The sequence below is a fragment of the Asticcacaulis aquihabitans genome, assembly GCF_032490435.1.
In the GTDB taxonomy this organism is placed as follows: Bacteria; Pseudomonadota; Alphaproteobacteria; order Caulobacterales; family Caulobacteraceae; genus Asticcacaulis.
In genome coordinates this window covers 772,595-798,101 of sequence record NZ_JAVGWM010000002.1, presented here as the reverse complement: position 1 = coordinate 798,101, position 25,507 = coordinate 772,595, and the positions used below count along the sequence as shown (strand labels likewise).

The 25,507-nt window shown below is 58.9% G+C and carries 17 protein-coding genes; 12 read left to right on the top strand and 5 right to left on the bottom strand.

The window, feature by feature from the left end; genetic code table 11:
- Positions 1–22 precede the first annotated feature (22 nt).
- The 6 genes from RCJ00_RS10080 to RCJ00_RS10055 all read left to right on the top strand — a co-directional run bounded on the left by RCJ00_RS10080 (position 23) and on the right by RCJ00_RS10055 (position 8,721).
- Positions 23–1,345, top strand: a complete 1,323-nt coding sequence (locus RCJ00_RS10080; protein ID WP_316221737.1) for an ATP-binding protein — start codon at positions 23–25, stop codon at positions 1,343–1,345.
- Positions 1,346–1,663: 318 nt separating this feature from the next.
- Positions 1,664–3,952 (top strand): TonB-dependent receptor, encoded by a 2,289-nt coding sequence (locus RCJ00_RS10075; RefSeq protein WP_316221736.1) that lies wholly within the window; start codon positions 1,664–1,666, stop codon positions 3,950–3,952.
- A 55-nt stretch (positions 3,953–4,007) separates the two neighbouring features.
- Positions 4,008–4,754 carry a phosphatase PAP2 family protein gene (locus RCJ00_RS10070; RefSeq protein ID WP_316221735.1) on the top strand — a complete coding sequence of 249 codons (747 nt, stop codon included), beginning with the start codon at positions 4,008–4,010 and terminating at the stop codon, positions 4,752–4,754.
- Positions 4,755–4,863: 109 nt separating this feature from the next.
- Positions 4,864–5,478: a PepSY-associated TM helix domain-containing protein gene (locus RCJ00_RS10065; protein WP_316221734.1), complete on the top strand. Its 615-nt coding sequence runs from the start codon at positions 4,864–4,866 to the stop codon at positions 5,476–5,478.
- Between the two features lie 62 nt (positions 5,479–5,540).
- Positions 5,541–7,694 (top strand): TonB-dependent receptor domain-containing protein, encoded by a 2,154-nt coding sequence (locus RCJ00_RS10060; protein ID WP_316221733.1) that lies wholly within the window; start codon positions 5,541–5,543, stop codon positions 7,692–7,694.
- 22 nt (positions 7,695–7,716) lie between these two features.
- Positions 7,717–8,721 (top strand): YncE family protein, encoded by a 1,005-nt coding sequence (locus RCJ00_RS10055; RefSeq protein ID WP_316221732.1) that lies wholly within the window; start codon positions 7,717–7,719, stop codon positions 8,719–8,721.
- 98 nt (positions 8,722–8,819) lie between these two features.
- On the opposite strand, the gene RCJ00_RS10050 is transcribed toward RCJ00_RS10055, so the two are convergent.
- The 4 genes from RCJ00_RS10050 to RCJ00_RS10035 form a co-directional block, all read right to left on the bottom strand.
- The gene (locus RCJ00_RS10050) at positions 8,820–10,088 is read right to left on the bottom strand and encodes a spinster family MFS transporter (RefSeq protein ID WP_316221731.1); all 1,269 of its coding nucleotides are present in this window, start codon (positions 10,086–10,088) and stop codon (positions 8,820–8,822) included.
- Positions 10,089–10,233: 145 nt separating this feature from the next.
- Entirely contained in the window at positions 10,234–12,531 is a 2,298-nt protein-coding gene (locus RCJ00_RS10045; RefSeq protein WP_316221730.1) for a TonB-dependent receptor, read from the bottom strand.
- Between the two features lie 287 nt (positions 12,532–12,818).
- On the bottom strand, positions 12,819–13,643 hold the full coding sequence (locus RCJ00_RS10040; protein ID WP_316221729.1) for an SDR family NAD(P)-dependent oxidoreductase: 825 nt from the start codon (positions 13,641–13,643) through the stop codon (positions 12,819–12,821).
- Positions 13,640–14,530 (bottom strand): alpha/beta fold hydrolase, encoded by an 891-nt coding sequence (locus RCJ00_RS10035; RefSeq protein WP_316221728.1) that lies wholly within the window; start codon positions 14,528–14,530, stop codon positions 13,640–13,642. The genes RCJ00_RS10040 and RCJ00_RS10035 overlap by 4 nt, the downstream gene beginning before the upstream one ends.
- Before the next feature lie 276 nt (positions 14,531–14,806).
- Between RCJ00_RS10035 and RCJ00_RS10030 the strand changes: the two genes are divergently transcribed.
- Complete coding sequence (locus RCJ00_RS10030; protein ID WP_316221727.1) at positions 14,807–15,499, top strand: TetR/AcrR family transcriptional regulator; 693 nt, start codon at positions 14,807–14,809, stop codon at positions 15,497–15,499.
- Between the two features lie 22 nt (positions 15,500–15,521).
- Here RCJ00_RS10030 and RCJ00_RS10025 read toward each other — a convergent pair whose 3' ends face one another.
- Positions 15,522–16,685, bottom strand: a complete 1,164-nt coding sequence (locus tag RCJ00_RS10025) for an alpha/beta hydrolase (RefSeq protein ID WP_316221726.1) — start codon at positions 16,683–16,685, stop codon at positions 15,522–15,524.
- 190 nt (positions 16,686–16,875) lie between these two features.
- Between RCJ00_RS10025 and RCJ00_RS10020 the strand changes: the two genes are divergently transcribed.
- From RCJ00_RS10020 to RCJ00_RS10000, 5 genes are all read left to right on the top strand, one after another.
- A complete protein-coding gene (locus tag RCJ00_RS10020; RefSeq protein ID WP_316221724.1) occupies positions 16,876–19,800 on the top strand; it encodes a TonB-dependent receptor in 2,925 nt (974 codons plus the stop codon).
- Positions 19,801–19,878: 78 nt separating this feature from the next.
- Complete coding sequence (locus RCJ00_RS10015) at positions 19,879–20,409, top strand: RNA polymerase sigma factor (RefSeq protein WP_316221722.1); 531 nt, start codon at positions 19,879–19,881, stop codon at positions 20,407–20,409.
- Positions 20,409–21,368, top strand: coding sequence for a FecR family protein (locus RCJ00_RS10010; RefSeq protein ID WP_316221720.1), 960 nt, complete (start codon positions 20,409–20,411; stop codon positions 21,366–21,368). The genes RCJ00_RS10015 and RCJ00_RS10010 overlap by 1 nt, the downstream gene beginning before the upstream one ends.
- A gap of 166 nt (positions 21,369–21,534) precedes the next feature.
- Positions 21,535–24,267, top strand: a complete 2,733-nt coding sequence (locus tag RCJ00_RS10005; protein WP_316221718.1) for a TonB-dependent receptor — start codon at positions 21,535–21,537, stop codon at positions 24,265–24,267.
- Positions 24,268–24,382: 115 nt separating this feature from the next.
- Entirely contained in the window at positions 24,383–25,438 is a 1,056-nt protein-coding gene (locus RCJ00_RS10000) for a Ca2+-dependent phosphoinositide-specific phospholipase C (protein WP_316221716.1), read from the top strand.
- The last annotated feature ends 69 nt before the right edge of the window (positions 25,439–25,507 follow it).

The following is a 25,507-nucleotide window of genomic DNA, read 5'->3' as shown; positions in this document are numbered from 1 at the left end:
CGGCAAGGCGCCCAGGCTATCGATGCAAATCATGAAAGGGGTCGGCGTCCTCGTAATGCTGGTCCTGCTGGCGGTCGGCACCCTGGCGTGGCTGACCGCCGATGACGAAATCGTTGAGATATACGATTCCCAGCTCGTCAATTCGGCGACGGTCCTGTGGTCCCTGACCCGCGACGGCGCGCCTCATTCCGCCGTCGCATTGGAAGAGAGCGGCCTGCCCCTGAATAAGGCCGATCGAAAGGCGCTGGACATCTATGCCAAATGGCGCAGCTTCAGAGTCTGGCGGGATAGCCGGTTGGTTCGACGCTCCGGCTATTTGCCCGCCCCCGCCGCCCAGCCCTTACCCGCGGGGTTCATAGACAGGCAGATCAACGGCATATACTGGCGCACCTATACCCTCTACGTCCCAGACGACAAGGTGATCATCGAAGTTTCAGAAATGGCCAGGGCGCGCAACGTCCTCATCGAAAGGGTCGTGCGCGACCTGCTCATTCCATTGCTTATTGCCTTGCCGTTGCTCATGCTGGCCATCTGGCTTGGCATAAAATGGGGATTGCGCGATCTCCAAGACTTTGCCCAGGCTGTCCGTTCGCGCTCGTCCCGGGATCTGTCGCCTATTCATTTCGTGAAAACGCCGGCCGAAATCATGCCTTTGGCGGCTTCGCTCAACAGCCTGCTCACCGATCTCGGTCGTTCGCTGGAACAGGAGCGGCGCTTTACAGACAATGCGGCCCACGAAATGCGCACCCCCCTGGCAACTTTGGGCGCCCAAGCCAATGTCATCCTGAACGCCCGCAACGCCACCGAAAGGACAACAGCGGCCATACAGTTGTCGAAAGGCGTCAAACGTGCCTCTCGCCTGCTCGATCAACTGCTCATCCTGGCGCGCATCCGCCATGCCCCAACGGCCAATATTCCATTCAATCTTTACGACCATGCCCGAGACGCGATCCGAGACATCTTCCCCCAAGCTGCAGAAAAGGGCATAGACCTGTCCCTGAGCGGCGACGAAGCGGCGATGTTAACGTCGAAACCGGCATTGCTGGCCATCCTGCTCAACAACCTGCTCGATAACGCCATCAAATATTCACCAGAAGGCAGCGCCGTTACACTGACCGTCTCGACAGGCAGCATAACCCTGTGCGATCAGGGACCGGGCATTCCTGAAGCCGAGCGGGACCTTGTCTTTACGCGCTTCTACCGCATCCCTGGCGCTACCCAGACCGGTAGCGGCCTCGGCCTGTCGATCGTCAAAAATATCGCTGAGTTGTTGACAGCTGACATATCGCTTGCCACTCCAGTCCATGGCGGCGGGCTGTGCGTCACGGTCGCGTTCAAACCTTAAGCGCACACGCTTCATTTTCCATTCAGTTTCGACTGCTAACGGAGGGCTACCTGCACAGGCCCACGCCGCCACCTCCGCACGCCTGTATATAAATTTATACACCGCTACAACTTCATGCGTTATTTGACGCGTGAAGCTTTTTTACTTTTATATACTTGAATATTAAAAGTAAAAACTTCCAAATTATTAATTAAAAACCAAACCGTCACACAACAATAACAGCACCGTCACAATCGATTGCTATTGCCCGCCGCAAGACACCGGCTGCCTCCTCCCCATTCGGGCGGACCAGGATGTCGTAACCAAGGGGCATTACACATGTACACGAACCTGCGTCACCGCACGCTGCGCACCGCTTTCCTAACCACCACCCTGCTCGCGACCGCCATGGGCGCACATGCCTACGCCCAGGAGGCCAAGCCTCAGGACAATACGGATGTTTCCGATGAACAGGTGAAGACCGTCATCATCCGGGCTGAACGGTCACGCGCCGCCGCGACGTCGCCCTCCAAAGCATCGCTCGATCAGGGCGAACCACAATCGATTGTTTCGCGTCCGTTCATCGAAACCTCCACTCCGGAAACCGGCGACTTCACTACGATCGCCAATATCACGCCGTCTGCAGCATCGGCGGGATCGAATAACGGACCAGGCTTCGGCGAAAGCAAGGTTACCCTGCGCGGGTTCAAGGACGGCAACTATAATGTGACCTTCGAAGGCATTCCCTGGGGCGACAGCAACAACCCGACTCACCATTCCAATTCGTTTTTCCCTGCCTCGACAGTCGGCGCGGTGATCGTCGATCGCGGCCCGGGCTCAGTCGGCGATATCGGCCAAGCCAACTACGGCGGCAATATCAAGATGTTTTCCAACAAGGTTGCTGATGACTTCGGCGTCACCTTGCGCGAAACGGTCGGCTCGTGGAATTCATGGCAAAGCGTGGCCGTTGTACAGACCGGCAAGATCAAGGCCCTTCACGACCTGGCTGGCTTCGTCAACATTCAAATGAACGGCTCGGACGGCGCGCAAACCTATTCATCCATGCATTCCGGCAATGCCACGACGAAATGGACGCTGCCCATCAGCGAGACATGGAATTTCACCGTGTTCGCCATGTATAACGCAAACCTGTGGCACGTGTCGGACAATCCGGGCAGCACCCAGGCCCAGACCGCTCTGTACTGCAAGGATTTCGCCCTCTCAAACGATCCGACCAAGGCGACCTATTACGGCTACAACCAGTTCAACAAGCACACGGTATTTTCCTACGCCAAGCTTGGTGGCGATCTGCCGGCGGGCTTCAAACTGGAAAACACCACCTATAATATTTACTACGACAACACGACCAATACCGCGACCAACCTGTCTTCGGCCGACGGGATCAACAACTCCGCCGCGGCGATTGGCGCCTACGTGACCAATTCCCTGACCGTCAACGGCGTTGCGACCAAGAACAAGCCATCGAATCCCAACGATATCCTGGGCTACGAAAAGAAGAACCACTACATGACGTTGGGGAATATCACCCGCGTCAACCGTGATTTCGGCTTTGGTGTGCTGCATACGGGTCTGTGGCTAGAAACCTCGTCGACCAACCGCCACACCTACGACTATGATGCCACCTTGGGCCGGACGGTGTTCGACTATCGTGAAAAGCCGGTCTGCCTGGTCTATAACGGCGTAACCTGCAAGACGACATCGACCGACGCATTGTTGAACTACAAGTCTTACGAGGAACGGTCATCCTGGTGGCAGGTCCAGACCTTCGCTGATTTCGAGTGGCATGTCACGGACGCCCTGACCATCACGCCAGGGATCAAGGCTGTGTCAATGAAGCGCAACGTCAATGCCGACGTGATCAAGTCGCCACGCATGGCCCAGAACGCCGGCAACAAGAATACCAAGACGCTGAGCAATTTGTCGGTGAACTACAAGCTGGCAAAGAACTGGTCCGTCTATGGCCAATTCGCTGAAGGCATGTATATGCCGGATATCGCGGCACTTTATGTCATCAATGCTGCGTCGAACAGCGCCTCGCCGTCCCTGTCCACCAACTACCAGCTCGGCACGGTGTACCAATCGCACCACGTCGCGGTCGACGTTGATGTCTACCGCATAGACCTGACCAACCTTCTGGCCGCCGACAGCGCGCAGAACACCTATATCAACATCGGTAAAGCCAAGGCCAGCGGTCTCGAAGGTCAGGTCTCCTATGCTTTCGATAACGGCGTCACCCTCTTCGCCAATGGATCGAGCAACCGCTACATCGACGCCGTGACCCGGTTGCAGGTGTCCGGTGCGCCGCTGACAACCACGGGTTTAGGAGCCCTTTACCATCGCGGTCAATGGTCCGGTTCGCTGCTCTATAAGCAGGTCGGCAAGCAATATGCCGACAATGCCCAGGCCGTTCCGATCAATGCCTTTGATACGGTCGATCTGTCGGTCAACTACGAATTTGGCCGCTATCGCATCAAGGCGCAGATCAACAACCTGATGGACAATCGCGACCTGACCGGACTCAAGACGGACAAGACGTCGGCGCTCCTTAATACCTACACCTATCTGGTCGGCCGCAACGCCCAACTGACCCTCATCGCCAAGTTCTAAACTCTCAACGCGACGCCGGAACTTTTCCCAGTCCCGGCTTTTTCAAGGACATCCCATGCGCCTGATTCACGCCTTAACCGTTTCGATACTCCTGAGCACGTCGGTCCTGACCGGCGCCGTCGATGCCGAAACGGCTGCCCCCGCCCCCGCGGTAAAAGCACCGCTCAAGCCGATCTTCATTTCCCCGGACCGTCTTGACCCGGCGCCCCTGCTGCCGCCGCCGCCGAAGGTGGATTCGGCGGAAAGCCACGCTGACCTCGAGATCGTTCGCGCCGTCGTCAAGGCCAGTTCGCCCGCACGCATCAAGCAGGCAGCCGAGGACGATGAAAACGAGTCGGTCAATCTGTATTCAAATGTCTTGCCTGGCTTTGACCTCTCCAAGCTGCCCGCCACGGCCCTCCTGTTCAAGCATGTCGAGAACGACCAGAACTATGCGACCAAAAAAGCCAAGACCTTCTTCGCGCGCAAGCGTCCGTTCGAAGTGGACCAATCCATCCCGACATGCGTCCCCTCGCCCCTCGGCAAGGCGCCGACCAGCTATCCGTCCGGCCATTCGACCCTTGGGTTCACAGACGGCATCATCCTGGCGCACCTGATGCCGGCGAAGGCCGATATTATTTTCGCCAGGGCGCAGGACTACGCCCACAGTCGCGTCGTCTGCGGCGTTCATTTCGTATCGGACACGGTTGCCAGCCAGGCCTTGGCCACCGGTCTAGCCGTGGAAATGATGGGCAGCCCGCAGTTCCAGCAGGAATTTGCGGCAGCCAAGGCCGAATTGGTCGCTGCCGGCCTGACACAATAAGCATGGCTTCAAACAGAATGGCGCAGATTCAGGCTGGATCTGCGCCATTTCATTTTGCCTTCAGTTTGGTCTGGCACCCCTGCTTCACCTCAACGCGTGACGATTTTTCATGGCCTCTCCTTCCGCACTCAAGCCTTGGCGTATGTACGTCCGGCAAATACACTGGATTACGGCGGCTTTTTCCGTAACCTGTCTGTGCCTTTACGCCCTGACCGGCTTCTTTCTGAATAACGAAGGCCTGCTTGCCACTGCGCCGGTGACAACACGCGTCGAACGCCCCCTATCTTCGGCCCTTGCGGCCGAATTGGGCGGCGTGACGGACGGGGCGATCCTGTCGGCACAGGCGACCGACGACATTGGCCATCTATTCGGAATGGACGCGCGGGGCGCCAAGGTCCGTGTCTCGGGTGCGAAGGTGACGATAAACCTCCCCGATCCGGGCAAACGCACGACTATCTCGGTCGATCCCGCCAAATCGCGGCTCGTTCTGGATCGAAGCGATCGCGGCGCTATCGCCTTTCTGACCGACCTGCATAAGGGCAAGAATGTCCGTCCGGCCTGGCGTTACTTTATTGATGTCTTTGCGATTTCGGTTCTGCTCTTTTCGATCAGTGGCTTCATATTGCTCGTCATCCAGGCGCGGATGCGAAAAATGACCTGGCCTTTGGTGGCTTTGGGCGTGGTAGTGCCGATCGCGTTCCTCATCCTCATTCTGCATTTGTAATGTCTCGCTCTGCTATCGTGCGTTCCGCAAGCTTGAGACGTCTGCCCGTGGCCTTGGGCCTCATGCCTGCAGTTGCGGCGCTGTCCTTCGCGGTGCTGCCTGCCTATGCTCAGGCTCAGGCTCAGGCTCAGGCTCAGGCTCAGGCAGCGAATACCGACACCGCCCAAACCGTTGTCGTCCAAGGCAAGCGCGCGCCGGTCGTGCGTCGCATAGACCGAAAAGTCTACAAAGCCGACAGCGATATCCAGAGCACCTCCGGATCGGCGGCGGACCTGTTGAATACCGTCCCATCGGTAGACGTTGACGCTGATGGTCAGGTCAGCCTGCGCGGTGATCCTGGCGTGACGATTCTGATCAACGGCAAGCCATCCAGCCAAGTAAAGGGCGCCTCCGGTGCCGACGGTCTTAGCCAAATTCCGGCGTCCGACATCGACCGGATCGAGGTCGTCACCAATCCATCGGCTGAATTCAAGGCGGACGGGTCCGCAGGCGTCATCAACATCATCCTCAAGACGGCACGTAAACCGGGAACAACCGGATCAGCGCTGGCATATCTCGGCGCCGGCGGCCGCCATAATCTGGGGGGGACAATGGCGATGAACACAGGCAAATTGAGCCTGTCCGGCAGCGCCAGTCTGCGGCACGACAAGCGGTTGCGTGAGATTATTGACGACCGCCACCAGATCGATCCCCTCACCGGGCAAACGGTAGTCAGCCATCACGACCTCGCCGAACATATCAGCCGTCAGATCGCGGCGCTCAAGACGACGGCGGCCTATGATGTGACCGACCGGGACAAGATCGGCGCCAGCCTGTCGTGGATGGAACGCCATGGCGATCGCTATTTCCAGCAACAGGACGAAGCCTACGATACCGCAAGCGTGCTCGATAAAGCCACGACCCGCCACAGCAACGGCAAGGAATGGCGGCTGGACCTCGATCAGGGGCTAAGCTACGACCGACGTCTGGCCCGCGACGGGGAAACCCTGAGCGTCAATCTACGGCGCACCATAACGCGTGAGCGGGAAAACTACGCTTACCGCAATGTCTACGCCCTGCCCACGGCCGCAGACAGCTATGACACCCTGCATCTGGGGCTGGATCTGGTGACAACCGACCTGAGCGCCGACTACGTGCGGCCCATGCCCGATGGCGGCACGCTGAAACTGGGTTACGATTTCACGCGTGACGATAACGGCTATGATAATGCGGGCACGCGCCTGGATTCTGTAACTGGTCAGTACGATACCGATCCCAGCATTACCAATCACTTTCGCTATTATCAGGCGGTTCAGGCCTTATACGCCACATACGAAACGCAATCGGGTCCGTTCGACGTACTCGGCGGCCTGCGTGTCGAAAGCGCGCGGGTACGAACCCATCAGATCACCGGCGACCTGGCCAATCGCTCCGCCTATACACATGCCTATCCCTCGCTGCATGTCAGCTACAGCTTGTCCGAGGCCGACAAACTGTTGGCCAGTTACAGCCAGCGCGTCGAGCGTCCAGACCCGGAAGACCTAAATCCCTTTTCCGACCATCAGGACACCCGTAACCTGCGCGCCGGTAATCCGGACCTCAAGCCCGCCGAAATCCAGAGCCTGGAAGGCGGCTACAGTCACGAAGCCCCGGCGCTGACCTACACGGCGACCGCCTTCTGGCGCGACACTCGCAACGCGGTCAGCGAAATCACCCAGGTCGTCAGTGATGACGTCATTCTGCTGACCAAGACCAATATCCCCCGCACCCGGGCCGGCGGTCTGGAAGGGACGGCAAACGGCAAGTTTTCGCCGAAACTCAGCTACAATCTGAGCGGTAACCTGTTCTACAACGAACTGGATGTTCAGGCCTTCGGCGCCGACCATCCGCGCTCCAATATCGCCGCCAATCTCAAAGCCAGCCTGGATTTCAAGCCGACCTCTGCCGATACGTGGCAGGTCAGCAGCAACTACACCGGCAAGCGGTTGACAGCACAGGGCTACCTCCTACCAGTCCTGACGGTAAATATGGGCTATCGCCGTCAGATCAAATCGGGCCTGGCCATGGTCGTAACCGTGTCCGACGCCTTTAACGGTCAGAAATTCCGGCGCGTAATTGACACACCGGCTGTACAGGACCGCTACACTCGCAGAATTGCGGGACAGGTGGTCTATGTCGGCATCACCTATACCGGCGCCGGTGCTAAAAAAGTCAAGACGGCCTTCGACTATGAATAACTCCCAGCAGAAAGATCCGCATATGATCAAGACATCCGGCCTTATCATCGGCCTGGCAGCCCTTCTATCTTCTACGCCCGTCACGGCTCAAACGTCCGGGCTCAAGGTGATTGACCAGTTCAAGATCGGCGGTGATGGCGGTTGGGACTACATCACCCAAGATGCCGCCACCGGAAAACTGTATGTCGCTCACGGCACCTCCATTTCCGCATTCGCCATGAAAAGCGGCCAGGCAACGCCTCACCTGGCGGATGCAAAAGGGGCCCATATCGCTCTACCGGTCAATGGTGGCGCCGATCTTTTGATCACGCACGGCAAAGCGGACATCGTCACGATCAACGACGCCAATACCGGCGCGGTGAAGGCTACCATCAAGACCGACACCAAGCCCGACGCCGCCATCATCGAACCCGTCACGGGCAAGGCGTTCGTCATGGCAAACGCCGGCGGCGCCATGGACGCTATTGATCTGGAAACCCAGACCCTGTCTGGTCGCGTGTCCGTCGGCGGCGCCGCAGAGGCCGCTGCCGTAGACGGTGAAGGTCTGGTGTTCAGCCACCTGGAAGACAAGAACGCCTTTGTCGTCGTCGATGCCCGAACCCTGACTCTTAAGGCAACCCATCTGATCAAGGATTGCGAGGAGCCCTCGGGTATCGCCTTCATTCCGGGTCAGCGCCTTATTCTCTCCGCCTGTCAAAATGGCATCGCGCGTATCAGCAAAGCGGATACAGGTGAAGAGGTCGCCACCGTTCCTGTCGGTCCGCGCCCGGATGCGGCGCTTTATGACGCAAAGGCCAAATTGGGCTATGTCCCCAGTGCCGATGGCAAGTTGACTGTCATCAGCTTCAATGGCGTGCCCCATGTCATTGATGTCGTCGACACCAAGGCCAGCGCGCGTACGGCAACCCTCGATGCGGACACCGGCCGCATCTATCTGCCTGCGGCGGACTTAGGCCCGGTTGATGCCAAAACCGGACGGCCGACCATTTTGCCCAACAGCCTTGTCGTGATTGTCGTCGGTCGCTGATCTACCCCGATTACAGCGTCCCGTCGACAAGGGGCCGGCCGTAGAGATACGGCCGGCCCTGCCTTTAAGAGCTGTGCGAAATGTGAACGCAGGCGCGCCTAATCCACCCAATCCTTTTTCAAGGTGCGAGAGGCCAGAAGCAGCAAGAGGGCGGCCAGCACGTAGAAAGCCAGTCCGCAAATAAAGGCGTATTTGATGGAATCCGCGCCGTAAGCCGGTTTGAAGAGGTCCGACATCTTGCCGAAGAAATAGGGGCCAACACCGAGCCCGATCAGATTGTTGATCAGTAGAAACAACGCGGACATCTGACTGCGTGAGCGGGCAGGTCCGAGATGCTGAACGGCGGTCAGCACGGGCCCAAGCCACATCAAGCCCAGGGCCTGGGGCACGAGGAAGAGGAAAAACGCATGTTCGGGGGTGACCGCCAAAACGCCCAGCGCATACAAGGGCGCCGAAACAATGAAGGCCGCTGCTGGAATAAGCGGATAGGCCGATTTCGATTTTTGACCCAGCTTGTCGGCGAGCCAACCGCCGGCCAACATGCCAATGACGCCGCCAACAAGGGTTATGGTCGCAATGAAACGTGACGCTTCCGGCAGGGCGAAATGGAAGGATCTCACCAGGAACGACGGCAGCCAGAACATCAGCCCGTAGCCGACAAGCGACGAACAGCCCGCACCGATGGCTAAAAGCCAGAAGGAAGGCTTGGCAAACGCAATGCGGGCGACGGTGAGGATGCCGGGGGCCTTTTCCAAGGCAGGAGCGGTCGCCGCGCGTTTGGGCTCACGCACCAAAAGCCGAAAAAAGGGTGCAACCGCGATGCCGGCAATACCGACCGTAATGAAGGCACGCCGCCAGTCCGAGGCCAGCAATCCGCCGACGAAGGTGCCGGCGGCCGCCCCCACAGGGATGCCCAATGAATAGATGGCCAGCGCACGCGCACGCGACTTAGGCGGAAAATAGTCGGACACCAGGCTGTACGCCGGGGCCACGCCGCCGGCTTCGCCCACCCCTACCCCCATGCGTGAAATAAACAACTGCGTGAAATTGGTCGCCAGGCCGCAAAAGCCGGTGAAGCCGGACCAGACGACCAACGCGCCAGTCATGATCCAGGTCCGTGAAAACCGATCCGCGAGCCACGCCGCCGGTATCGCCAGAATGGAATACAGAGACCCGAAGGCCAGACCGCCCAGCCACCCCATTTGTGTGTCGGTGAGGTTAAACTCGGCTTTGATCGGCACGGCCAGAATACTAATGATCTGGCGATCGAGAAAATTCAGGATGTAGACCAGGATCAGCATGAACAGGACGAAATAACGCCGCTTGGATGATAGTCCGGCGGATGGACCTGAGGTATCGTCTGACATGTCTTTCCCCTATCGCACCACGCCAGTCGTAGACACGACTTGTGGCAAGCTGATGCATACGTGATTTTCCGACCCGTGTGCCGTATAGCCATAACAGAAACGACGGCTCAGGCCATGCCCGAACCGCCGCTTCATGGATATTGACCTAGTATTTGTATTCCAGCGAGACCATGAAGGTCTTCGGCGGACCGTAATAGGCGGTCACCGAATTGCCAAAGCCTGCTGTCGGGAAGTTGTATCCGCCGACGCGATAGCGTTCATCGGACAGGTTACGTCCGTAAGCGCCGATCTTGTAACGGCCATCCGGCGTCGTCCAGCTGGCGCCCAGGTCATAGAGCCAGAAGGCATTCTGGTCGAGCGCCGGTACGGCAAACTCGAACATCTGCATCTTGGAACGGTAGCTGGCCTGAGGGGCAATCACGAACTGGCCGCCGGCAATCGTGGTGCGATAGGTAGCGCCGAAGCTGTTGGTCCATTTGGGTGTGTTCTGGAACGATGCGTTGCCGGCCAGATTGGTCGTCACACCCGTGGTCACGTTGTAGCTGAAGAACTCATCGTATTTGGCGTCGATGTAACCGATCGACGTCGAAACGCTGAGGCCGTTGGTGATGCGAAGCGTGCCTTCGAACTCGGCGCCCTTGATCGACGCCTTGCCGGCATTTTCAACCTGGGAGGCGACGGTCGTACCGACGGTCGTCTGGCGCGTGATCTGCACATCGGTATATTTCGATGAGAAGATATCCGCCGAGAAGTTCAGACGGTTGTCAAAGATCGAGCCCTTGAGGCCGGCTTCCTGGGTGGTGACATGCTCCGGCTTGTACCCGTTGACCGTCGACGGCGTAACCGAGGCGTCGCCGCGCATATCAAAGCCACCTGACTTGAACCCGCTCGAGACAGATGCATAGCCCGTTACGGCCGGCGTAAAGGCGTAGGACAGGGACAGGCGCGGCGTGAAGGCCGAGAAGGTGCGCTGATTTGTATAGTTCGTTTTCAGGTCCGGTGCCGCCGTCAGGAACACCGTGCCGCCGAATGCCGGGCTGTGCGGGCCATAATAATTGGCCTTGTAGACAGAGCCGGTCTTGTGATCTTCGGTGTAGCGCCCCCCGACCGAGAAGGACAGCTTGTCGTTGACCTTGATGCTGGAGTCGAAGAAGAAGGCCCAGGACTGGGTCCGCACCTTGCCTTGGGTCAGCGCAGTGAGGCCGTTGGCGAACTTCGCATAGACCGGCCCCAACGCGGCATAGGCGTCATAGGTGCCCAAGATCGTGTCGAAGGCGCCTTCCGAGGTCGAGTTGAGATAGAAGAGCCCGGCCACCGTGTTCCAGTGCTGACCGGAGTAGATGGTCTGCAATTCCTGCGTCACCTGAGTGTCGGCATAATAGGCCTGAACGTCGAGCGCGTTCTTCGGCGTCCCATCGAAGTCAATAAGGGTATCGGTACGGCCCTTGCGGACTGCAGAAATCGATTTGACGGTCCAGGTGTCGTTGAATTTATAGGCCAGGGTCGCCGAGGCGCCCTCATTGGTCACCTTGTTCTTGTCGCCAATGCCGGCATAGGTATCGTAAACGCTGGCGGTTGGCAGGCCGAGGTAGGCGTTCGCGCCGGTATAGAGGGTACCGCCAAAGGCATTCTTGGCCGTGACTTCACGGTGGCCCTGCTTAGGCGAGGAGTTGTCGGTGAAGTTGTCATAGGCCAGCCGCGCCGAAAACTGCTCGTTCGGATGATAATCGGCGCTGATGCGATAGGCAGTTACGTCCTTGTCATATTGCTGAGCGCCCGTGAGGAGGTTTTTACCATAGCCATCGTGCTTTTCGCTCGCCACAGCGGCGCCGACGGTCAGGCTGTCCGTCAGTGGCAAGGCTCCCGACAGGATCAGATCGCGCTGATTGTACGAACCGAGATTGACCTTGGCATTGAAGGTCGGCTTGCGTCCCAACGGACGGGTCACATACTTGACCGCGCCGCCAATGGTGTTGCGCCCGTATAGGGTGCCCTGCGGCCCGCGCAGCACTTCGATACGCTGCACATCATAGATATCCAGCACGGCGCCCTGCGGACGCGCAATATAAACGTCGTCGACATAAAGCCCGACGCCGGGTTCGAAGCCCCATAAGGGATCTTGCTGACCGACGCCCCGAATGAAGGCGATGAGGGTCGAGTTCGAGCCGCGCGCCACCTGCAAAGTCAGGTTCGGCGTGGTCTGCTGCAAGGAAGTAATGTCGGGCGCGCCGGTGCGGCCCAGTTTTTCCGCCGAATAGGACGTGACCGCGACGGGCACGTCCTTTAGCGACTCTTCGCGACGGCGGGCAGATACGACGACTGTCACGGTATCGTCGGCGGGTGCGGCGCTTGGGGCCGCGGCCTGCGCGAAAGCGGCAGGCGACAGAATGAGGCTGGAGGAGGCCACCCCAGCAAGCAAGGCAAGCTTGAGATTCGATTTCATGGTTCGGTTCCCTGTAAGCGGTGCGCTTCTCATGTGTCTCACCGCATATTTGTAAGGTGTATTCAGTTTTTCTTTGTGTAAAGATAAAACGTAATTTTAGAAACGATCGCCAAAACTATAGTAAATAAAGCGGCAATTTTACAACAACAGAGCACTAATTGATTTTACGAACGCAGATATACGTGAAAATACACGAGTGCATTTTCATTTCTACATTTTAAAAACGATTTTTATGCCACTAAGCTAATACGAAAGCAGTGTATTGCTACCAGCAAAAGGAAAAATGCTCACTGCGCGGTCCACCCCCCATCGATCGGAATGGCGGTACCGGTAATATTGTGCGCCAAAGGCGACGTCAGCCACAAAGACAACAGGCCAATTTCAGACGGCGCGGACAGACGCTGCGTCGGCTGCTTGTCGGCCAGCAAACTGGCGATGCCTGCAACCCGATCCCCACCAAGGCTTGCGGCCCGGCTGAGTATCTGGGGTTCGATCAATGCCGTTTCGGTCCAGCCTGGACAGATACAGTTGACGGTGACGCCACCGCTGTCACGCGTTCCGGCGCGGGCATATTCCAGGGCGGCAACCTTGGACAAACCGATCAGGCCGTGCTTGGCGGCAACATAGGGGCCCTTGTCGGTCGAAGCGACCAGTCCGTGAACCGAGGCAATATTGATGACCCGCCCGTATCCGCGCCGGGCCATTTGAGGCAATGCCAAGCGCATGGTGCGAAAGGCGCCGGTCAAATTGACTGTAATCAGATCGGTCCAGATATCATCCGTGATCTCCGAAAAACTGACTGTCTTTTGTATGCCTGCGTTGTTGATGAGGATATCGGGACCACCCTGTCCGCCCGTCCATTGCGACACAGCCGTCATGAGCCCAGTGATGGCGCCAGCGTCCCGCAGATCCCCAGGGAAAAAACGAACGTCGGGCGCGCCCGCCTGGCGCATGATCTCGATCGCCGCCTCGACCTGCTCAGGCGCGGCCAGGCCATGGAGGGCGACGCGTGCACCGGCCGTCGCCATAGCGGTGGCGATGGCTAGGCCGATACCTTGAACAGAGCCGGTGATCAGAGCGGTGCGTCCATTGAGAAAAGCTTGTGTATTCATGCGGATACTCGCAGCTCCGCAAGAAAGGCATCAATGGCCGCAATCGCTTCGGGCTCATCCAGCATGGGCGCATGCCCCCGGTTTGGAACAGTGACCGTCTTCAAGCCGTCATGACGCTGCGCCATCTTTTCCAAGGTCCGTGCGCTGAGCAGATCGGACAGCGCCCCGCGAATGGCCAGGATCGGCAAGCCAGCCAGCGCCTCCCACATCGCCCACAGATCGGGCGGCACCACAGGCGTTTGTGTATCGGTTTTCAGCCCTCCCGATATAGCCGGGTCATAGGCCAGAACCGGCACACCCTCGGCATTTTCCGCGTAAAGACGGTGAGCAAACGCCATCCAGTCGTCAGGACCATAATTGGGAAAGGCGACACCATTGGTCATTTTCGCCAGTTCGGCGGCTTGCGCCCAATTGGCGGCCGGCGGGGTCTTGCCCGTATAGCTGGCTATCCGCTCCAGTCCGGCGGGGTCGAGTTCGGGACCGACATCATTCATGACGACCGCCGCGAGCCTGGTACGGGCCGTCGTGCCCAGTATCATCGCCATCAGGCCGCCCATGGACGTGCCGATCACGATGACGCGGTCGAGGCTCAGATAGTCGAGCAGGCGAACCATATCCGCCGCGTAGATCAATGGCTGATAATTGGTGACATCAGGGTCCCATTGCGACCGGCCGCGCCCGCGTTGATCGGCGCAGATGACGCGGTAGCGCCTCTTGAGATGCATGGCCAGGTCATGGAAATCAGCGCTGTTACGCGTCAGACCGTGCAGGCAAAGTATAGCGGGCGCCGTCTGCAGCGACCCTGGCTGCGGCAGCCCGTAGTCGCGGGCGTAGAGCGGCAGGCGTCCATCGCTGCTGGCATAATAGATATCGGAAAAGTCCGTCATCCTGTTTTCACCCCCGACCTTCGGGATGAAAACGCCAAAGGCTCGGCGCTTACGCGCTGACCCGTTTCGAGCTTCCCGTCCCTATACCGGCTCTGTGTCCGGCTTTTTGTCGTTTGAGTATTTTTCAACAAGCGTTGAATGTCAACACAAAGTTCAACATCTGTTGAATTTGACGACGCTCGCCTATCCATGCCACACAGTCACAAAGACGTCGTATTTGACGACACTGAACCGTCGGCCGCACGCGTGTGGCTGAGTTCATAAGGAATTTTCGATTTGCCGCATGCCGATTCCAGTTTCCAGAAGACGCCCGCTGCCAGAAAAGTGGCGGCACCGAAGGAATCGCCGCAGCGCCGGCGTCGCTTGCTTGATGCGGCTGAGGAGCTGTTTTCATCGCGCGGCTTCTATGGCGTGACGGTGCGTCAGGTCGCCGAAATGGCCGAGGTCGATGTGGCACTTCCCAACTATTATTTCGGCTCGAAACGCGGCCTGTTCGACGCCGTCTTCCATCGCCGCGCCGAGGTATTGAACGAAGCGCGCGGCGCCGGCATCGACGCCGTTATCGCGGCAGCCGGCGATGGACGGCCGTCGGTCGAAGATATTCTGCACGCCTTCATCCAACCGGTTCTGGAGGCCCAGGCCAGCAGCGACCCAGGTTGGCGCAACTATTGCCGGCTTGTCGCCCAGGTCAATTCGTCTGCCGTGTTCGCCGAAATGATGAGCACCCATTTTGACGAACTCATAGCCAAGCTCATAAGCGCGCTCCGGATCGCTCTGCCCCATGCCAAGGAACGTGAACTCTATTGGGCCTATCATTTCCTGACGGGCGCCCTGACCCTGACCATGGCCGATACAGGCCGTATCGACCACCTGTCGCACGGCTTATGCCATTCTGCCGACGCCCATGACGCTTACCGCCATCTGGTCACCTTCTTTGCGCGCGGATTTACAGCCGCCGCCAACGACTAAACGCCAGGCGTCGCCCGCGTTTCTATCTGCAGGTCCGTCCCTTGGCAGGGTGGCGAACTATCTCGCCGAACCGATGCGCCGTCTCAGTGGCCGCGGCGGCCGCATCGGGCACGTAACCGGTGGTTTGCAGGAAGGCATGTATCAAGGTGCCGTAGGTCCTCACCTCGACCGGGCGTCCCTTGTCTTTCAGGCGCGCGGCAAAGGCCAGTTGCGAGCCGCTCAACGGATCGAACCCCGCCGTCACGATCAGGCTTTGCGGAATCGGACACAGGTCCGCCTGCATGGGCGAGGTATCCGCCGATGTCGTCGCCGTCCCCGCCGGATAGACCAGACCGGCCAGGTAGGCGAGCGCATCCGCATCCAAACCATAGCCCGTCCCAAAGGTCTTCATCGAAGGATAAACACCCTCGCGGTCGACGCCCGGGTAGTAGAGCAGCAGAGCCGATGGAACGGTCTTTTTCGCCTTCGCCGCTCGCAGGGCGACCGATATGGCCAGGGTGCCGCCCGCGCTATCTCCCCCAACCGCAACAGCCCGGGCGTCTCCGCCGAACGCACGGATATGCAAGCGCGTCCACTCATAGGCGTCTTCGGCATCATTCCAGGCAGCGGGATACGGATGCTCTGGGGCCAGCCGATAGGCAACGGACACAACCACAACCTGCCCTTCGTTGGCAATCAGGCGCATGGCGCGGTCCCAGCCTTCAATACCGCCGAACATGAAGCCGCCGCCATGGTAGTAGACTAGAACAGGCAGCCGCTTTTCGGTCGACTTCGGCCGGTAGATGCGCACAGCGATACCATCGCCAGCGCGGCCCGTGACACTCTCATCGGACACGCTCTGCATCGCGGCCGTCTCCAGGGTGCGCAATGCCCAATAGCGATCAAGCGCCATGCGTGCGGCGGTCCGGCCTTGCGGCGTGGCATAGCTGTTGCGCAGATAGGCCTGAACGGCCGGTGCAGAGGCGGGGCGGGTAACGGTTTCCAAGACATATTGGAGGCGCGCATCCAGAGTGGCGCCATTGGCTGCTTCGCGTGGCCCTTTCAGGTGCGAAACGAACCAGTCTTCCGGTTGATGCAACGCGTCCAGTTGCACCTGTTCGGCCGGCGTGGCCGCGATCGGTTCCGCCATTGCGCTCCCTGCCAGCCCCAGGACGGCCACTGCGGCCAATAGAACGGATCTGATCATTATCCCTGCCCTTTTTTGTGTTTACCTTTACGCATACGTCAAACGCCGAAAAAGGAAAAGCGGGTTTCACGAGATCGCCCCCCTAGATAAAGGCCAGCAGCGACCATAGGCGTGGCTTAAGTCATCAAACTGTCATCGCAATCTGGTTTGTCGCGCCAAGTAACTCCCTTGCGATTGGCCTGAGGTTCGCATGATGCGCAGATCATCGCTTAAGCGCTACGATCTCCCGTCGGTCCGGGCGCCGATGGCAGCAAAACCGAGCCTTCGGCATCTGGCTCTGCTAACCCTGAGCCTTATCATGGCCGCAGGCTCAGCCGCGGCGAAACCGACCGAACCAATGCCTGCCCGGCAGGACCTGGGGGCCGGCCTTATCGACTTAGGTATAGCCAATCACGTTCAGATCGTTTTTCAGCCCCACCTCGTCAAAGGGCTGACCTGCAAGCATGACAAAGTAGGTGGCCTAGACGACCGACTGAAATCCCTTCTCACGCCCTACGGCCTGTCCTACCGCCGCGTCGCGTCCGACGTTATCGTCGTCTACAAACCGCCATCTCAACCCGCCGCTGTCACGCCGCCACCGGAGCCGGACCTGCCGCCCATAATCGTCAGATCCTATCGTCAGAGCCTGGTCAGAGCGGGCGACGTCAAACGACGCGCCGACTACACGGTCGATGTTATAGATGCAGAAGACATCGCCAAATATCCGGCGCGCAACGTCGCCGAAGCCCTGCAACTGGTGACTGGGGTCAGTCTGGAACGCCAGCGCGGCATAGGTCTGTATGTTAGCGTCAGGGGCATGGGGCCCCAGTTCCAGAACGTCGAGCTCGACGGCCACACACTGGCCGCCACCGAATTGATTGAAAACGCTGGTGTGCGCGGCCGTGATTTTCGCTTCGACATCCTCCCCGCCGAACTCGTCAGCCGGGTCGATGTGGTCAAAACACCGACTCCGGACATGGAAGAAGGTGCCATGGGCGGCGACATCAACATGCATACCCTGCGTCCCTTCGATGTCGTTCCGCAAGGACAGACCTTCAGAGGGCTGACAAGCCTACGCATAAGTCACAATGATCGCGCCCGCGACGCTAGCCCGGCCCTCCAGCTCATGTCTGCATGGACGACACCTGACCGACATTTTGGCCTGCTGGTCAGCCTCATTACAGACCGCCAGAGGGTCCGCAACGACCGTTTTTACAGCTACGGCTGGAACCAGGATCAATTTACTTCGGTTCTGGGCCCTGGCATCTACACACCGACCCGCACGCGCCCGACGATTGAGATCGAGGACCGACGGCATAGCACTCTGTTTGGTTCTGTGCAGTGGCGACCCGATGAGCATAACGAAACCGAAGTCAGCTTTCTCGCGACCCGATTGGACGTCGCCTACGACGAAATGGGGCTGGACATCTATCCCGACGACCAAAGCCTGGCCACGCCGACCTTCGTGCCCGGCACCGCGACCATCGTCGACAACACGGCGATCAAGGGGCGTATCGACACGGTACGGTTTATGGCATCGCGCGAAACCAGCCTGAACCGGTTCGACCTGCTGCTGGGCCACATCAAACATCATTGGCGCTCGGGTAGCTGGTCAGCCAACATATCCGCCGATCTGTCGCGCGCACACAGCTATCATCCGCCGGGCCGAGGCACGGCGCGGTCACGCGTCGCCTTTTTCGCCCCCCTTACCTACGACTTTTCCGGCGGCGGCAGGACGGTGCCAAGCCTGCTCACGCCCATCGACTATACCGACCCCAAGGTCTATGTCGGACAGAGATTCGATTATGCCACAAAGGACGCGCTCGATAGCGACGAGGCATTGAGCTACGACCTATCGCGCAGTTTCGATGGCGCTTTAAGTCGCTTGCAATTTGGCCAGCAATATCATCATCATAACCGCGAATATACTCGTCGCGACTGGAAACTCTACGACCTGGTTGGCTTAGGCATTGATGCCTTGGGGGCTGACAGCTTCGATGCCGGCCTATCGCCAACCTTTCTCAAAAATATCCCAGGGGACACCCCGCGCAATTGGGTCGTTCCCTCGGCGACCGCCTTCTTCGATCGCCTTATGACACCCGACGTCATGGCTCAGGCGCCGACAGCGACAGACGCTACAGGTTCGTTCAGTGTGGATGAGCGTATCTGGGCCGGTTTCGTTCGTAGCGACTGGCGGTTTCAACTGTGGGGAAAGCCGGTTACGGGCAATATCGGCGCACGTCACGTCGATACCCTGCAAATGTCCGAAGGCGCCGCGCTTGTCGGTGACCAGGCCCTGCCCGTACGGTACCGCTTCCACTATAGCGCCACCTTGCCCAGCACCAACCTGCGTATGGTCTTAAGACCCGGCGTCATTATGCGGCTGTCAGCCGCTCGCGTCATGTCACGCCCCAATATAATCGACTCTGCCCCCCGCCTGACCATTTCCAACGATGCGGCAACCGGCCAGGGCGGCAATCCGTACCTGCGTCCTTTCCTGGCTACCGACGTCAGCACGGGGCTGGAATTGTACCCGTCGCCCTCCTCAGCCCTGACGGTCGCCGTGTTCGGCCGTCGCTTTGACGCCTACATCACGCGCGAAAACACCCACATTTCGATCCCCGGACACGGTGACATTCTCCTGTCAACCACGGTCAACGGTGGCCGCGCCAGTGTCGTAGGGATAGAAGGCGCCTATAATCGGACCTTCGACAGGCTACCCAAGCCATGGAACCACCTGGGCGTTCAAGCCACCTTTACCCTTTTAGACGTGAAGGCGGACTATGCCTCTGGCACCCTGAGGATACATGACGCGCTGACCGGCATGTCGCGGTCGACCTATAATCTGGTCGGCTTCTACGAAGACGACCGCCTGATGATCAGGCTTGGCTACTATTGGCGCGACCGCTATCTCAGTTCCGTCGGCAGCTCCATTCAGGCGCCTTCCTATACCGACAGTTTCGGGTCGCTTGACGGGTCCGCCAGCCTTGAAATCGATGCCCGCACCACCATCAACGTGGAAGCGGTGAACCTGCTGAATACAACGCGATATGCATTCGCCATGACGAAAGACCGGCCACAGGAAATCCATCAATATGGACGCACCCTCAGCGTCCAGCTCCGAAAGACCTTTTAAAGATTTAATTTCAACGCCATGGAGGAATTCGCGTCCAAACGCGTTCTTCTTCATGATGCCCATTGTAAACCCCGGCTGATGACGACACCAGACGCTTCCTCCTTGACACCTCCGACCCAAAGCTTTGACGCACTGGTGGTGCGTTATCGCGCGCCTTTGCGCGGCTATTTTCGCCGTCAGGGCATAACGGACGACGCCGAGGATCTGGTCCAGGAAGTCTTCATCCGACTGGCACAGGCCCATGCCCGTATGCATTGGGACAATCCGGATGGTTATGTCTTTACCATCGCCAGCAATATTCTGACCGATCATCGCCGAAAGGGGTCACGGCGCGGCGCGGGACAGCATGACGAACTGACCGAAGACCTCACCGCACCTGGCGACACGCCGGAACGTAGCCTTCTCAACCGCGATCGCCTGCGTCAGGTCGTGGCCTCACTTAAGACGCTTCATCCCAACTGCTATCATAGCTTTATCCTGCATCGCTTCGAGAATATGCCCCAAGCCGAAATCGCCAAGCGGCTGGGCCTGTCGGTTAGCACCATAGAAAAACATATAATGACCGCACTGCATCACCTGAATACAACGCTTGGGGAGGAGATGGCCTGATGACCTCCCCTGATCCAACTTCGCCAGAGGGCCTGACCGAACAGGAACAGCTCTTCCTAGCTAGCCTCACACGCCCCTTGTCAGCGGACGAAAGCGAGCGCTTGAAAGACGGCGATGCCGCCAAAAACGCCGAATTGACCGCGACTTGGCTGGCCATGGCGGCCTTTGCCGACACGGCTGACATCCAAGCCCTGCGTCGGGAAGCGCTGGCGGCGGGAAAACAAACTCAGCAAAAAAGACCCGGATTCCGCGCCTTAGGCTTGGCCGCAGCGGCATGTCTGGCTCTGGCCATCGGCGCGGGCGGCCTCATACTGTGGTCCGCCAGCCGCCTACAGACCTATACGGCACCCGACCGCGGCATAGGCCATGTGACGCTGGCAGACGGCACGGAGGTTACGCTAAGCGCCGGCGGCCAGATCCGCAGTCGGATCAGCCGCAGCGCACGAGATATAGAGCTGGTGCGCGGCGATGCCTATTTCGCCGTCCGTCACGATGCCGGTCGCACACTGACCGTAACAAGTGGAAACCATCGTGCCATCGACTTGGGCACGGAGTTCAACATCTCGCAAACTGACACCCTGTACCGCCTGACCCTCGTATCGGGTGCCTTGCGGGTGGAAAACACCAGAAGCGGATACAGGCGCGACCTCGTACCCGGCCAGTCATATCTCGACCAGGGCGGGACAGAGCATATTGCCTTGGAGACGTCGCAAAATGCCGCGCGGTGGGCCAAGGGGCAGCTTGCCTTCGACGACGCCAGCCTGGCCGAGGTTGACGCGGCGTTTTCGCGCTTGACCGGCCGACGCATCCTGTTCAGCACGCCCGCTCTAGCCAAACTGCGATTGTCGGGCACGATTAGTCTCGAAAAACCCGATCGCGCCAGCCAGGCCATAAGCGCTGCCCTGCCCGTAAACGCGACACCCACCCCCGCCGGAGATATAAGGGTTTCGGCCCGTTAAACTTAATCCGTAAACGGAGCATATCAACACAACTCCATGTAATGTCACAAATATTTCACGACAAATGCATGGATGATTTTGAGTTTCCCGACGTTTTGCCCCACGTAGTCGGATGACGGATCTTTCGTGCATCCAGCTGCTCATATGCAAAGAAACTGGGGCACTCATGTCAAAATTCAGATCACACCTCTCATACGGCCTCGGCGCCATGGCTGCGCTGGCCTATGCCTCGCTGCTGGCGCCGCACGCCATGGCGCAAACCCAAACCACCGACGCGTCCGCGCCTGTCGAAGCCACCCAAGAAGTCATTGTCACCGGCTATTCGAAAAGTGTGCGCGCGGCGAACATGACCAAGAAGACCGCCGCCTACAGCGTCGATGCGGTTAATGCCGAAGATATCGGCAAATTCCCCAATCGTAACGCCGCCGAAGCGTTGCAGCTCGTGACCGGCGTCACCATGGATCGCCAACGCGGCGAAGGTCTGAAGGTCAGCGTACGCGGTCTGGGGCCTCAGTTTCAGAATGTGACGCTGAACGGCACGACCATCGCGGTCAATGACCTGATCGAAAATGGTGGCGCGGAAGGCCGCAACTTCCGTTTTGAAGTTCTGCCGACCGACTCGATTGCGCAGATCGCCGTCATCAAGACGCCGACCGCCGATATGGACGACGGTGCACTGGGCGGCAATATCGACATCAAGACTTTGAAGCCGCTCGACGTCGGTAACCGTACGACCTTTTCTGTTCGTGCCGCCTATAACGACCTGACCGAAAAAACCGATCCGACCCTGTCAGGCCTCTTTAGCTACGTGACGCCCGATCGCAAGCTGGGCTTCCTCGTCTCCGCCATGACCGACCGTCGCCAGGTACGCAACGACCGCTTCATGAACTTTGGCTGGAACAAGGACCAGTTTACGAGCGTGCTCGGCGCCGGCTACTACACCCCGACGCGTACGCGCCCGACCATCGAACTGGAAGACCGCAAGCGCAGCTCCATCATGGTGTCCGGCCAATGGAAGCCCACGGCTGATCTCAAGACCGAAGTCAACATCCTGGCCACACGCCTTGACGTTCATTACGATGAACATGGCCTCGACATATATCCCGACGCCGGCGTCAGCTACCCGAACTTTGCTGCCGAAAGCGCGCTCTATCCGTCGCTTAGCGGCCTTTACAGCCAGGCTCAGGCGCAAGCCAATGGCGCCACCGTCTATGCCAAACCCACCTTCGTCGCCGGTTCTCAGGTCATCGTCGGCGATACGGTCGTTGCCGGCACCATCAATAATGTCCGCTGGATGGCGTCGCGCGAGACGAGCTTCAACCGTCACGATCTGAGCGCCATCAATATCAGCCAATCCTATACGCCGGGCGCCTGGACCTTTTTCGGCAATCTGGCCTATTCAAAGGCCCATTCCTATCATCCGGAAGGCGGCGCTACGACCCGCAACCGCATGTCCTTCGTGGCACCGCTGCACTTCGACTTCTCAAAGGGCTACAAGGAAATCCCGGTTCTGACGACGACGGTCGATTACAACAATCCCGCCAACTACGTCGGCCAGGCATTCGACTACACGTCAAAAGACTCGCTCGATACCGACAGCTCGGCCAAGATCGACGCCGCCCGTCGTTTCGATGGCGTCCTGACCAAGATCGCCTTTGGCGCCGCCTATCAACACCGTCATCGCGACTATATCCGCCGCGACTGGTCGATCAACCCGGTCTTCGGCATTCCGGTGACAACGCTCGGCGCAAATTTTTATGAGCCGCTCCCGTTCTCGAACTTCCTGTCGGATTTCGCCGGCGATAGCCCGCGCACATGGGTGGCGCCCTCCAGCACCGCCTTCTATAACCTGATCTACAATCCTTCGGTCGCCGCCCGCGCACCGGACGCCGCCAGCCTGCGCTCGTCGTTCCAGGTCGATGAGAAGATCACCTCGGCCTATGTTCGCGCCGATTTTGCTCACGATGTCCTGCAATTCCCCGTCACTGGCAATATCGGCGTGCGTTATGCCACGACCGATCAAGTCGCTTCGGGAACGCTGGTCAATGGGTCAACGCCTCAGGACGTCTCCTACCCGGTCACCTATCATGACTGGTTGCCCAGCTTGAACCTGCGTGTTGAGTTAACAGACAAGCTGATCGGCCGTTTCGGCGCCTCGCGCGTCGTCAATCGTCCGAACATCACCGACATCGCGCCGCGGATCACTGTTTCCCGCGATTCACCGACGGCGTCGGGCGGCAATCCGAACCTGAAGCCTTACCGCGCCAATCAGGCCGACCTGTCGCTGGAATGGTATTTCAATCAGACCGGCGCCCTGACCGGTGCCTATTATTACAAGGCGCTCGACGACTATATTACTGCCCAGAACACCATAATCCAGGTACCGGGCCGCGGCGACATCCTGCTGTCGACCACGGTCAATGGCGGCGAAGCGAAGCTTCAGGGCTTCGAACTGGCCTATAACCAGCTGCTCAACTTCCTGCCGGCACCCTTGGATGGCTTGGGGACCCAGATCTCGGTAACGACGACCGACGTTAAATCAAGCTATAACGCTGGTAACCGGACCCTGACCAACATGCTGCCCGGCCTGTCGAAGACCAGCTACAATCTTGTCGCCTATTACGAAAAGAACGGCTTTGCCGGTCGTATCGGCTACTTCTGGCGCGATCGCTATCTGTCATCGAACGGCTCGACGGTTTCGACCGAGTCCTATGTCGCCCCCTTCGGTTCTCTTGATGCCTCGCTATCCTACGACCTCAGCCAAAATCTCGTCATCGGTCTGGACACGATCAATATCCTGGACGCGAAGAAATATGTCTATGGCGCCAACAAGCTCCAGGCACGAGAGATCAACAACTATGGTCGCACCCTGACCGTCAGCCTGCGCGCCAAATACTAGGCGTTTTTCGTCCCCTTGGTGGCGCCGAAACCGGCGCGGCCAGCCTTAGCCCCAGACCGCCCGAATATCCCAGGGCGGCCTGGGGCTCTTTTCCTTTCCAACGACACGGTGTCAGATGCAAAACAACATTTTTCTGTCCGGGCTGACCGTCCTCACCTTTCTGACGGCGCCAACCGCCTTTGCGGCGAACGGCCCCAAACTCAACGAGATTCAGATTCTGGGCTCGCACAACTCCTACCGCCCCGTCCCCGATACGGCGACGCAGGCCAATCTGGACAGCCTTCCAAACCATGCTGGCCAGGGTCTGGAATACGGTCACCCGGATATCACCACCCAGCTTAATCTCGGCGTGCGTCAGCTGGAGTTTGATCCCTATGCCGATACAACCGGCGGCCTTTACGCCGGGCCTTATGACAAGACCGCACCGGACTACGCCACGATGGCCGCGCCGGGCCTCAAGGTGCTGCACATCCCAACGCTTGATTATCGCAGCCACTGCATCACCCTGCGAGCCTGCCTGACCCAGGTTGCGGATTGGGCGAAAGCGCATCCAGACCATGACACCATCATCCTGTTCATCAACACCAAGGAGGAACCCGTCAACGACCCGCGTGTCACCAAACCGGCCCTTTATTCCGAAGCCGATTTGGCCGAGGTAGACGCCGACGCGCGCGACATCCTGGGTGCCGACAAACTGATCACGCCGGACACCATCCGTGGCCATTACAAAACCTTGCGCGACGGGGTAATGGCCGGCAACTGGCCGCTGGCCGCCGACGCCAAAGGCAAGTTCATGCTGGTCCTGGATTCCAATCCGCGCATTGCCGATCTCTATCGCCAGGGCCACCCGTCGCTGGCGGGCCGCGTGATGTTCGGCCTTTATGCCGAAACCGACGCCGAAGCGGCCGTATTCAATATCCAGGATCCGCGTCCAGAAGCCGCGCACATCACGCAATTGGTCAAACAAGGCTTTTTCGTCCGTTCGCGCGCCGACGCCAATACAAGCGAGGCCCGCACACATGACCTGAAACGGTTCGACGCCGCCGTAAACGCCGGTGCGCAAGCCATCAGCACTGATTATTATGAGGGCGCGCCTGATCCGTACGGCTTCAAGTTCGTCGTTCGAATGAAGCAGGGGTTTAAACAGACGAACCCGCTGTTCCAGAAATAGCCGCTGCGGCCCATTCCTAGCGCTTTTTTGGGGTCTCGTGTAAAACCCCAAACGGGCGAGACTCCAAGA

Excerpts from the sequence above, each read along its gene's own strand:
- RCJ00_RS10080 (WP_316221737.1), top strand. The coding sequence starts at position 23 with ATGCAAATCATGAAAGGGGTCGGCGTCCTCGTAATGCTGGTCCTGCTG.
- RCJ00_RS10075 (WP_316221736.1), top strand. The coding sequence starts at position 1,664 with ATGTACACGAACCTGCGTCACCGCACGCTGCGCACCGCTTTCCTAACC.
- RCJ00_RS10070 (WP_316221735.1), top strand. The coding sequence starts at position 4,008 with ATGCGCCTGATTCACGCCTTAACCGTTTCGATACTCCTGAGCACGTCG.
- RCJ00_RS10065 (WP_316221734.1), top strand. The coding sequence starts at position 4,864 with ATGGCCTCTCCTTCCGCACTCAAGCCTTGGCGTATGTACGTCCGGCAA.
- RCJ00_RS10060 (WP_316221733.1), top strand. The coding sequence starts at position 5,541 with ATGCCTGCAGTTGCGGCGCTGTCCTTCGCGGTGCTGCCTGCCTATGCT.
- RCJ00_RS10055 (WP_316221732.1), top strand. The coding sequence starts at position 7,717 with ATGATCAAGACATCCGGCCTTATCATCGGCCTGGCAGCCCTTCTATCT.
- RCJ00_RS10050 (WP_316221731.1), bottom strand. The coding sequence starts at position 10,088 with ATGTCAGACGATACCTCAGGTCCATCCGCCGGACTATCATCCAAGCGG.
- RCJ00_RS10045 (WP_316221730.1), bottom strand. The coding sequence starts at position 12,531 with ATGAAATCGAATCTCAAGCTTGCCTTGCTTGCTGGGGTGGCCTCCTCC.
- RCJ00_RS10040 (WP_316221729.1), bottom strand. The coding sequence starts at position 13,643 with ATGAATACACAAGCTTTTCTCAATGGACGCACCGCTCTGATCACCGGC.
- RCJ00_RS10035 (WP_316221728.1), bottom strand. The coding sequence starts at position 14,530 with ATGACGGACTTTTCCGATATCTATTATGCCAGCAGCGATGGACGCCTG.
- RCJ00_RS10025 (WP_316221726.1), bottom strand. The coding sequence starts at position 16,685 with ATGATCAGATCCGTTCTATTGGCCGCAGTGGCCGTCCTGGGGCTGGCA.
- RCJ00_RS10020 (WP_316221724.1), top strand. The coding sequence starts at position 16,876 with ATGATGCGCAGATCATCGCTTAAGCGCTACGATCTCCCGTCGGTCCGG.
- RCJ00_RS10015 (WP_316221722.1), top strand. The coding sequence starts at position 19,879 with ATGACGACACCAGACGCTTCCTCCTTGACACCTCCGACCCAAAGCTTT.
- RCJ00_RS10010 (WP_316221720.1), top strand. The coding sequence starts at position 20,409 with ATGACCTCCCCTGATCCAACTTCGCCAGAGGGCCTGACCGAACAGGAA.
- RCJ00_RS10005 (WP_316221718.1), top strand. The coding sequence starts at position 21,535 with ATGTCAAAATTCAGATCACACCTCTCATACGGCCTCGGCGCCATGGCT.
- RCJ00_RS10000 (WP_316221716.1), top strand. The coding sequence starts at position 24,383 with ATGCAAAACAACATTTTTCTGTCCGGGCTGACCGTCCTCACCTTTCTG.